Origin of the sequence: Geminocystis sp. GBBB08, assembly GCF_016743215.1 — a bacterium.
GTDB lineage: Bacteria > Cyanobacteriota > Cyanobacteriia > Cyanobacteriales > Cyanobacteriaceae > Geminocystis.
This window is the reverse complement of the sequence record NZ_VRZC01000143.1, coordinates 1-10,041: the sequence shown is the minus strand read 5'-3', so window position 1 is coordinate 10,041 and position 10,041 is coordinate 1. Positions and strand designations below refer to the sequence as shown.

Annotated in this window: 8 protein-coding genes; 6 read left to right on the top strand and 2 right to left on the bottom strand. The window is 31.3% G+C overall.

All coding sequences use genetic code 11. The features are described from left to right. The 3 genes from minD to FWJ34_RS15235 form a co-directional block, all read left to right on the top strand. On the top strand, positions 1 to 810 hold an 810-nt coding region (gene minD, locus FWJ34_RS15245), incomplete at its 5' end, for a septum site-determining protein MinD (RefSeq protein ID WP_308256195.1). A gap of 45 nt (positions 811 to 855) precedes the next feature. Next, complete coding sequence (gene minE, locus FWJ34_RS15240; RefSeq protein ID WP_308256194.1) at positions 856 to 1,137, top strand: cell division topological specificity factor MinE; 282 nt, start codon at positions 856 to 858, stop codon at positions 1,135 to 1,137. Between the two features lie 444 nt (positions 1,138 to 1,581). Continuing rightward, positions 1,582 to 2,574 carry an MBL fold metallo-hydrolase gene (locus FWJ34_RS15235; protein WP_308256193.1) on the top strand — a complete coding sequence of 331 codons (993 nt, stop codon included), beginning with the start codon at positions 1,582 to 1,584 and terminating at the stop codon, positions 2,572 to 2,574. A gap of 246 nt (positions 2,575 to 2,820) precedes the next feature. On the opposite strand, the gene ligA is transcribed toward FWJ34_RS15235, so the two are convergent. Then, a complete protein-coding gene (gene ligA / locus FWJ34_RS15230) occupies positions 2,821 to 4,842 on the bottom strand; it encodes an NAD-dependent DNA ligase LigA (protein WP_308256192.1) in 2,022 nt (673 codons plus the stop codon). 48 nt (positions 4,843 to 4,890) lie between these two features. Continuing rightward, positions 4,891 to 6,684 carry a diguanylate cyclase domain-containing protein gene (locus FWJ34_RS15225; RefSeq protein ID WP_308256191.1) on the bottom strand — a complete coding sequence of 598 codons (1,794 nt, stop codon included), beginning with the start codon at positions 6,682 to 6,684 and terminating at the stop codon, positions 4,891 to 4,893. Between the two features lie 252 nt (positions 6,685 to 6,936). On the opposite strand from FWJ34_RS15225, the gene argC reads away from it, so the two are divergent. The 3 genes from argC (at position 6,937) to FWJ34_RS15210 (ending at position 9,704) form a co-directional block, all read left to right on the top strand. Further along, entirely contained in the window at positions 6,937 to 7,995 is a 1,059-nt protein-coding gene (gene argC, locus FWJ34_RS15220) for an N-acetyl-gamma-glutamyl-phosphate reductase (protein ID WP_308256190.1), read from the top strand. Positions 7,996 to 8,286: 291 nt separating this feature from the next. After that, entirely contained in the window at positions 8,287 to 8,835 is a 549-nt protein-coding gene (locus FWJ34_RS15215) for a hypothetical protein (RefSeq protein ID WP_308256189.1), read from the top strand. An 11-nt stretch (positions 8,836 to 8,846) separates the two neighbouring features. Then, complete coding sequence (locus FWJ34_RS15210) at positions 8,847 to 9,704, top strand: transporter substrate-binding domain-containing protein (protein ID WP_308256188.1); 858 nt, start codon at positions 8,847 to 8,849, stop codon at positions 9,702 to 9,704. The last annotated feature ends 337 nt before the right edge of the window (positions 9,705 to 10,041 follow it).

Below are 10,041 nucleotides of genomic sequence, written 5' to 3'. Positions count from 1 at the left end.
AGTAGAGTTATTGTGATTACATCTGGAAAAGGTGGTGTGGGTAAAACCACCATCACCGCTAATTTAGGTACGGCAGTGGCTCAATTAGGCAAAAAAGTCTGTTTAATTGATGCAGATTTTGGCTTAAGAAATTTAGATTTATTGTTAGGATTAGAACAACGAGTTGTTTATACTATTTTTGATGCTTTATCCGGAGAATGTACTTTAGAAAAAGCCATCGTCAAGGATAAAAGAACACCAGGATTACATTTATTACCAGCTGCTCAAAACCGTACAAAAGACGCTATTACTCCCGATCAAATGAAGGAAGTTGTCGAGCAATTAAGTCCTAATTTTGACTTTATTTTTGTCGATTGCCCAGCAGGAATTGAAATGGGTTTTCGTAATGCCATTGCCGCTGCCCAAGAAGCGTTAATTGTCACTACTCCAGAAGTTGCCGCTGTGAGGGATGCGGATCGAGTAGTAGGATTGTTAGAAAGTGAAAGTATGAAAAGCATTCGCTTAATTGTTAATCGTTTACGTCCGGAAATGGTACAAATGGATGAGATGCTGAGTGTTGAAGATATTCTTGATTTATTAGTAGTACCTTTAATCGGTATTGTTCCTGATGACAAGAGAATTATTACCTCTTCTAATCGTGGTGAACCATTAGTATTAAGTGAACAAGATTCTCTACCTGGTATGGCTATTAAAAATATTGCGAGGAGAATTGAGGGTATAGATGTTCCGTATTTAGATTTAATGGCTTCTCAAGATACTCTTTTTACTAGAATACGTCGTTTTTTCGGTTTTTCCAATCAAGAAAAATAAACTATTTATTGTTAATTAAAATTCAACACTACTATTTTACCAAATATGTTCAAAGATATAGTTAGTACATTCAATTCTTGGACTGCTCCAAAAAAGAGTCGCTATCCTGCTAAAAATCGTTTAAAGTTAGTTATTGCCCATGATCGAGCTGGTGTTAATCCAGAAATGATTGATAAAATGCGTCAAGAAATTATCGAGGTAGTCAGTCGTTATCTTGATATTGATGTAGATGAAATGGAATTTTCGATCCAAAGTAATGATCGCATAACTTCATTAAGTGCTAACTTACCCATTAGAAAAATTAAAAGAAATCCTAGTAATACCTAAATTCTAAATTCTAAATTCTAAATGATGTGGGAAATGTGGGTTATACTTCAGATCTTGCACCTATCCAAAAATTGACTGGTAAGGGGGAGTAAGGAGTAATGAGTAATAAGTATAAGAATTGGCATTAACCATCTATAGAATTGATTTGCTCACCTCTAACTATTAAGTATTAATGTAAGTCATGCAAGATCTCAGTTATACCCCACTGATAATATTTTATTTGAGGATACCAAGACAGTCGTATTAATTCAAAATGGGGATAAGTCTTTAAGGATTGATATGGAAAATGACGATCCGAAAACCAAAACTAAACAAACTTTTGATAACTGCCAAAGCAGTACTTTGACTATATCGTCTAGATTTTCTGAAAGAAATTGTACCTCATCATTTTGATAAATGCTATATTAACGAGAAATTATAACTTCCTTAAGCTAAAAACCTGATATGTTAAGTAAAAAAATTCGTTTTAATTCTTTTCTCATTATCTTTAGTTTGTTCGTTTTATTTGTTTGTAGTCAAAGTATTTTTGCTAAAACTACTGCTTCTGTGAATCAATTTAATGTGGTGTTTCCTGTTGAGAATCATAACCAAATTATCGCCCAACAAAACTTCGATAAAGTAGAAATAAAAACCATTCCCCTCAAAGGCAATCTTTATCTATTAGAAGGAGAAGGAGGTAATATTGGAGTTTCTGTAGGCAAAGATGGAGTTGTCATGATTGACAGTCAATTTGCTCCTTTATCCACCAAAATTAAATCTGCTATTAGTAAAATTAGCGATCGCCCCATTAAATATTTAATCAATACTCATTATCATTTCGATCATACAGGAGGAAATGAAAATTTTGCCAATGATGGAGCAATAATTATTGGTCATGATAACCTCATCAAACAGATGAAAATACCTCATTCTATCAAGATTTTGGGAATGGAAATTCCCGCTTCCCCTAGTAATGCTTTACCAAAAATTACTTTTAGTGATACAACTCATTTTAGTTTCAATGATAATCAGATCAAGGCTTTTCATGTTGCTCCAGCCCATACCGATGGAGATATAGTAATTCATTTTGCTGATCAAAACGTCATTCATACGGGAGATTTATTCTTTAACGGCATTTATCCTTTTATTGATACGAGTGTAGGTGGTTCAGTAGAAGGTATGATTGCAGCAATAGATAAAATTTTACCTTTATGTAATCAAGAAACAATTATAATTCCGGGTCATGGTAAATTATCCAATCGTCAAGAATTAATTACTTTTCAGGAAATGCTCAAAACCGTTAGTCAAAGAGTTAAAGAAGGTATAGCTAAAAATAAAACCTTAGAAGACTTAATTAAAGAGAAAATCTTAGCCGATTTAGACGAAAAATGGGGTAAAGGATTTTTGACTTCTGACCAATTTTTAACCATTGCCTACGAAAGTTTGAAAAATAGCTAGGGTGGAATGATATTGGCCATTGCCCGAAGAATTTAGAAATTATAATTTAGAATGAGGAATTTACCAGAGCATCGTTGCCCAAATAATTTGATATTTTCCTCTTCCCAAATCCGCTCTTCCTAAATCCGCTTTTTTTTAACTATAGCAATTTTCACATAAGCGAGGTATCCTCAAGAGGCAGTCATCCCTTTGTTAGCAAGATTTATAGAAACCTAACCATAATGAAAAACGCTATAATTTAGCATCCTAACTCATCAAGAGCCTCAATAATTCCGATTCAGTAATAATTTTTAGTTGTAATTTTTGAGCTTTTTCTAACTTTGAACCAGCATCTTCTCCAGCTACCACATAATCAACTTTAGCACTAATACTACTATTAACTTTTCCACCAGCAGATTCAATTATTTTTTGAGCTTCACTTCTTTTTAGAGTTGGTAATGTACCTGTTAAAACTAAAATTTTATTAGTTAATTGTCCTGATTTTTGATTATTATTTGTTGCCTCTAAATTAATATTTAAACTTCTTAATTCTTCAATCAATATGATATTTTCATGTAGTTTAAACCACTCGACTACGGAAGAAGCAATCTCAATACCGATGCCATAAACAGCTTCTAGATCTTCTTTTTTTGCTTTAATTAAGTTGTCAATATTAACAAAATTTTCTGCTAATATTTGAGCATTAGTTGCACCAACATAACGAATACCTAAACCGTATAACACTCGGTTAAAAGGTTGTTTTTTACTATCTTCAATAGCTCTAATTAATTTTTGAGCAGACTTTTCTCCCATTCTTTCTAAATCTGCAATTTGAAATGATTGTAACTTATATATATCAGCAATAGATTTTACTAATTTATATTCCATTAAAGAAATGACTACTTTTTCGCCCAACCCTCGAATATCCATTGCTTCACGGGATGCCCAATGAATCAAACTACCGCGCAAAATGGCAGGACATGAACTATTAACGCAACGAGTGACGGCTTCATTTTCAGGGCGTAATAATTTTGAACCACATTCAGGGCAATGACTAGGCATTTGATAGGGTTGGGTATTAGAAGGGCGTAACTTTTTGATTACTTCTACTACTTCAGGTATAATTTCTCCAGCTTTGCGAATAATCACGGTATCCCCCACCCTAATGTCTAATTCTTGCACACGATCGCTATTATGTAAAGTGGCTTTTTGGACAGTTGTACCTGCTAATTGTACTGGTTTCATAATTGCCATAGGAGTTATAGCCCCTGTGCGTCCGACATTGACGGTGATGTTTTCGACGGTAGTGGTGACTTCTTGGGCAGGATATTTAACCGCAATTGCCCATCGTGGGAATTTTTGGGTAAATCCTAACGCTGTTTGTAAAGAGAATTGATTGATTTTTACTACAACACCATCAGTCATATAAGGCAAATTTTTTCTCTCTATTTCCCAATTATCTAAATATTCTTTTATTTGATCTAAATTTTGAAAAACTTGATAATTAACATTGACTAAAAAACCACTTTCTTGTAAAAAAATTAAAGATTCTTCTTGAGTGTTGATATTATAATTTTCAGAAAATATATAAAGATTATAAGCAAAAAATTGTAACTTTCTTTGACTAACAATATTAGGATCTAATTGTCTTAAAGTTCCAGCAGTTGCATTACGAGGATTTGCAAATAAACTTTCACCATTTTTTTCTCTTTCTTCATTAATTCGATTAAATTCTTGTAAAGGTAAAAAAGCCTCTCCTCTTACTTCTATTATTGGTGGTGGATTTTCGATATTTAACTTTAAAGGAATTGAGCGAATTGTGCGTAAATTATGAGTTATATCTTCTCCAGTAACTCCATCACCTCTAGTTAAACCTCGAATAAAAATACCATTTTCATAAGTTAAAGCAATAGCAGAGCCGTCTATTTTTAATTCACAAATATAATTAAATTCTGCAATATTTTTTAATTGTTTTTGCCAACGAGTTTCCCACTGTTTTAACTCAGAAAAATTGAACGCATTTTCTAAACTATAAAGAGGAATATTATGTTTAACAGAATCTAATTGACTATTAAGTTTATCTCCGACTCTTTGAGTTGGGCTATCTAAGGTAATTAAACTAGGATATTCGTTTTCTAATTCTTGTAACTCTCGATAAAGTTGATCATAAATAGGATCTTCCATAATAGGATTATCTAATACATAATAAGCATAACTAGCTGACTGTAATGTAGATTTTAATTGATTAATTTTTTCGGTAATCTTAAAAGGAATTTCTGATATTGTCATATTAATAATAAACAATTAAAGAAGAAGAAAATAGTTATAATTGATGATTTATTCTTGATGATAAATAGTATAACCATTTCTGCCGTTCTGTTTAGTAGTGTATAATGCTTGGTCTGCTTTTTTCAGCAAAGAATCAATATTTTCATCATGTATTGGGTAAATGGCGATACCAATGCTAGTGGAAGTGTTTAAGGTAATTTGGTGATAAATAAAAGGCTTCTTAATGGATTTTAGAATACGATCAATAATAATAGTTAGAGTATTAGGAGACGTTATATCTGGTAATAAAGCAACAAATTCATCGCCTCCCCAACGTGCCAGACAATCACTTTCACGAAGGGCATTTTTTAATCGTTGAGAAAATTCTTGTAAAAATAAATCTCCAACATCATGACCATAATTATCATTAATTTCTTTAAAATAATCTATATCTAAAAACATGATTGCCACGGTGGTTTTTTGTCTTTTAGCATTAGCTAAAGTTTTCGATAAAAAGTTCATAAAAAAATTACGTTTATATAAACCTGTTAAACTATCATGATAAGCGTGATATTTTAATTGATTTTCTAATAACTTTCTTTCACTAATATCTCGGAAAACACAACAAAAAACTAATTTATTTTGATAATTAATCAAACTAACATTTAATTCTACATCGATAGGTTGATGTTGTTTCACTTTTAATTTTAATTCTTGTCGAAAGCTAAGTTTTGTTTCTTTAAGAATTTCTAAGTTATAGATAAAAGTTTGATATTGGGTATCTAAAAATTGCTCTATATTTTGATGAATTAACTCTTCTAAAGGATAACCTAAAATTTTAGTAGCAGATATATTAGCTTCGATAATCATAGAGTCTTCTGCTGTAAATAAAAAAATTCCTTCCGACATTTGCTCAACAACTGCTCGATATTTAGCTTCACTATCTTTTAATTTTGCTTCAACTTTTTTTCGATTAGTAAAATCAAAAAGATAACTTCTAATAAGTTTTAAATCTGGTAAATAATGAATATATTGTTCAAAAATTTTATCGTTATAACGGACTTCTCTCACAAATAAATTTCCATGAATTTTATGCTCTGCTTTTAATAAATTAGATAAGACAGGATGACTCATCGTTTCATTTATTAAACTAGGAAATGATAAACTAGCTGCTTGATTATAATAAGTTATTTTCCCTTGTAAATTAATTTCAACAATAGGATAAGGACTAAGCTCTGCAAAAGACGTAAGTTTAGCAATATAATCAATAATATTCTCTTTTTCTAAATAACTTTGATTAACATTATAAGGGTTACTTGTTAAAGTTTTTTTATTATAACTTTCTTTTTTTTCAAAAGAATTATCTTGATTTACATGAAAAATATCTTGCACTTGTGAGTTTTTATCAATGACAAAATATCGAGCTTTAGCTAATTTACTAAATTCGATTAAATCTCCATGTTCTAAATATTTACTTAAATATTTTTTATTATTGATTAATAAACCATTTCGGCTTAATTGTTCAGATAAATTACCATCAAATATTTTATAAAAAAATAAATTTTCTTCCTGATTATATTCTTTACAAATAGTGGCATGATGTCGAGAAACAGATTGATCATGAAAAATAATTTCTGCACTTTTTCTTCTCCCAATTTCGTAAATTTCATCTGTTAAATAAATGATACGTTGATCAGATCCATCTTCTATGATTAACACATATAAATAGGGTGTATTGTCTATCTTTTCTTGCTCTAAAATTTCCTGTTTAGTTAATGGATTAGGAAGAACAGATTTTAATTTTTCATCCTGATTATTTTTTTCATCATTATTAGAATCAGGAAAAGAAGGTTTATTTTTCATAATTTCATTTGCTAATAAAATAATTATTATCTATTCTTCTTAAAATTTATTTATAACCTAAAATTATAGCTAAAATATTAGATGTTAAGTAACAAGTAATCAGTAATTAAGCATCTTAATTATCCCATGGCTAAATTTCTCAATCTTGATTCGGCATTCGAGATACCTCATCCGATGGTAACAAGTCTTTTGATCTAAATGGTTGATTTCGTACTAAAATTCAGCAAATGTTGAAATTATAAATTAACAGTCATGGGTGAGTCACAAAAAATATCTGTCGGAATCGTTGGTGCATCTGGGTATGGGGGTGTACAATTGGTCAAAATCTTATTAGAACATCCCGAAGTTGACATTGTTTATCTTGGCGGTGATAGTAGTGCTGGAAAAGAATACGGTGATTTATACCCCCATTTACAACATCGGGTAAAGACAAAAATTGAGCCTATTGAATTAAATACCATTGCTTCTGGTTGTCAAGTGGTATTTTTAGGATTACCTAATGGATTAGCTTGTGATTTTGCTCCAGAATTAATCGAAAAAGGATGTAAAGTTTTAGACTTATCTGCCGATTATCGATTTAAAAATTTAGACACCTACACATCATGGTATAAAACCGAAAGAAAAGATCATCAAACGGCTGCCACTGCGGTTTATGGTTTACCAGAATTATATAGAGAACAAATTAGAAATAGTAGTTTAATTGGTTGTGCTGGATGTTATCCTACTGCTAGTTTACTAGCCCTTGCACCCCTATTAAAACAAGGTTTAGTCTTGCCAGAAACTATTATTATTGATGCCAAATCTGGTACTTCTGGCGGTGGCAGACAGGGCAAAATTAATTTATTATTAGCCGAAGCGGATAACTCATTAGGTGCTTATGGAGTAGCAAAACATAGACATACCCCAGAAATTGAACAAATTTGCTCAGATTTAGCTAGAAGTGACGTAAAAGTCCAATTTACTCCTCATTTAATTCCGATGCCTAGGGGAATTTTATCTACAGTATATGGTACATTAAGAGATCCCGGATTAGTTACAGAAGATTTACTAACTATTTACAATGCTTTTTATCGTACTTCTAGTTTTGTGAAAATATTAGATAACGGTATTTATCCTCAAACAAAATGGGCTTGTGGTACTAATCTAGCATATATTGGCATTGAAGTTGATCCTCGTACCGGCAGAGTAATTGTTATGTCAGCTATTGATAACTTAATTAAAGGACAAGCTGGACAAGCGGTACAATGTTTAAACTTAATGATGGGATGGGCTGAAGATTTAGGTTTACCCACTTTAGCTTTTTATCCATAAATTATATTCCCTCCTTAATTATCTGAGTTCGAGATAAAATTATCGGTGAAGATCAGACCAGAAGGCTAGAAGGCTAGAAGACTAGAAGGCTAGAAGACTAGAAGACTAGAAGACTAGGAGGTAAGGAAATATATCGCATTTTTCATTATGGTGAGGTTCCTATAAATCTTGTAAACAAAGGGATGACTGCCCCTTCCTTGCCTGTACCTCCCTGATGTGAAAATTGCTATAAATAATAAGTAACCATTAAATTTTTCCATAATTTTTAATATAAATTTGTCAGAAATAAAGATGATTCAACAATTTAAACAAATATCAATAAAACAGAGATTCTTCTTAATCATAATTACCTTTATTCTGACATTATTTATTAAAGGTGTTGGAGAACAAATTTCCTACGGTAAAGATATTAATAATCAAGATCATATTATCGGTCAATGGCGATCGCAAATACAATTTTCGACGGGTGCGTTTGCCTCCATTAAGAATCTTGAATTTATGTATGTATTTAACTATGGTGGTACAATGATAGAATCATCCAATTATGATGCAGCACCACCAGTGCCTCCAGCCTATGGAATTTGGCGAAAAATAGATAGTAAAAAATTTGAAATTAAATATGAGTATTATGCCACTCAACCTCCTGATAAGGCTAAAATAGAACATATTTGGGGAGGATGGTTGCCCTCAACTAGAGGAGTTTTATCTGAAATAATTACCCTTGCTGATGATAATGAAACCTTTAATTCTACCATCAAATATGAAGCCTTTGATCAAAATGGCAATATTGTGGAAGGTGGTGGAATCGCCACAGGAAAAGGAATCAAATTAAAATTTTAAAAATAGTTATAATGAAACATAAACTAAATTTTCAACTATGGTTAATAACTTTAATTTTTTATTTTAATTTTTTTCCAAATTTTTCAGTAAAAGCAGAAACTATCTTAGAGGAAATTAACCGCACGGGATTATTAAAAGTTGGAGTTAGAACTGATGCTATTCCTTTTGGCTATCGTAATAATAACTCAGAATTACAAGGAATTTGTTTTGATTTAATAGCATTAATTCGAGAACAATTAAGAAAAAAGATTAATCGAAATATTATTAGTGTTAATATAGTTATTTCACGCCTTAGTAATCGTTTTGAGCTAGTTCAAGATGGCATAGTTCATTTAGAATGTGGACCTAATACTATCAGAACAATAGATGACTATAAAGTAACCTTTTCTAAAGATTTTTTCATCTCAGGAATTCAATTTTTTGTTAAAGAAAATATGGCACCAAAATTCCTCAACTCTGACGGCACAAATTTAAACATCGGCTTATTACGTTACACCAACACTGAAATATTAATTAAAGAAAAATATCCGAAAGCAACATTTCAATTATTTCAAGGAATGAGAGGTACACAAAGAGCTTTACAAGCTGTAAGACAAGGTACCATTGACGGTTTTGCCGATGACGGTATTTTATTAATCGGAGAATCTATCGCACAACAGATATTTTTGGGTAAAAGTCAAGGATATGTATTAACACCTCAACCACCATTAACTTGCGAAAAATATGGTTTAATTATCCCTAAAAACGATCCATCATGGGAAAATTTTATCAATACTATCTTAAATTCTGAGGAAAAAAATCAACTGCTTAAAAATTGGTTTCGTAGTTTCAATAATGAGTTAAATTTATCTCAAAACAATTGTAATTAGGTTGTTTTGGGAATCAGAAAGCTCTAAAAATCAAAGGTTTAACACTGAGAAGGAGGATTTGCTGAAAAAGTATGAGTGATGGAGGTAGGGAATGGGCGATAATGATACAATATAGTGATAAACGGGTTAGTTAAGACATTCTCAAAATCTATAGTTGTCATTCCGAGCATAGAGAGGAATCTCAAAACCTCCTACTTAACTCGTTATCTGCTATAGAACCCATTTGGTATCTTTTTTAGAATGGTTACATAATAATGATTTCAGAAGAAATACTTTAATCTCGTCAAAGCCTTTTGTTATTTGGGTTACAGGCGTAAATATCAAATAGGTTCTATAG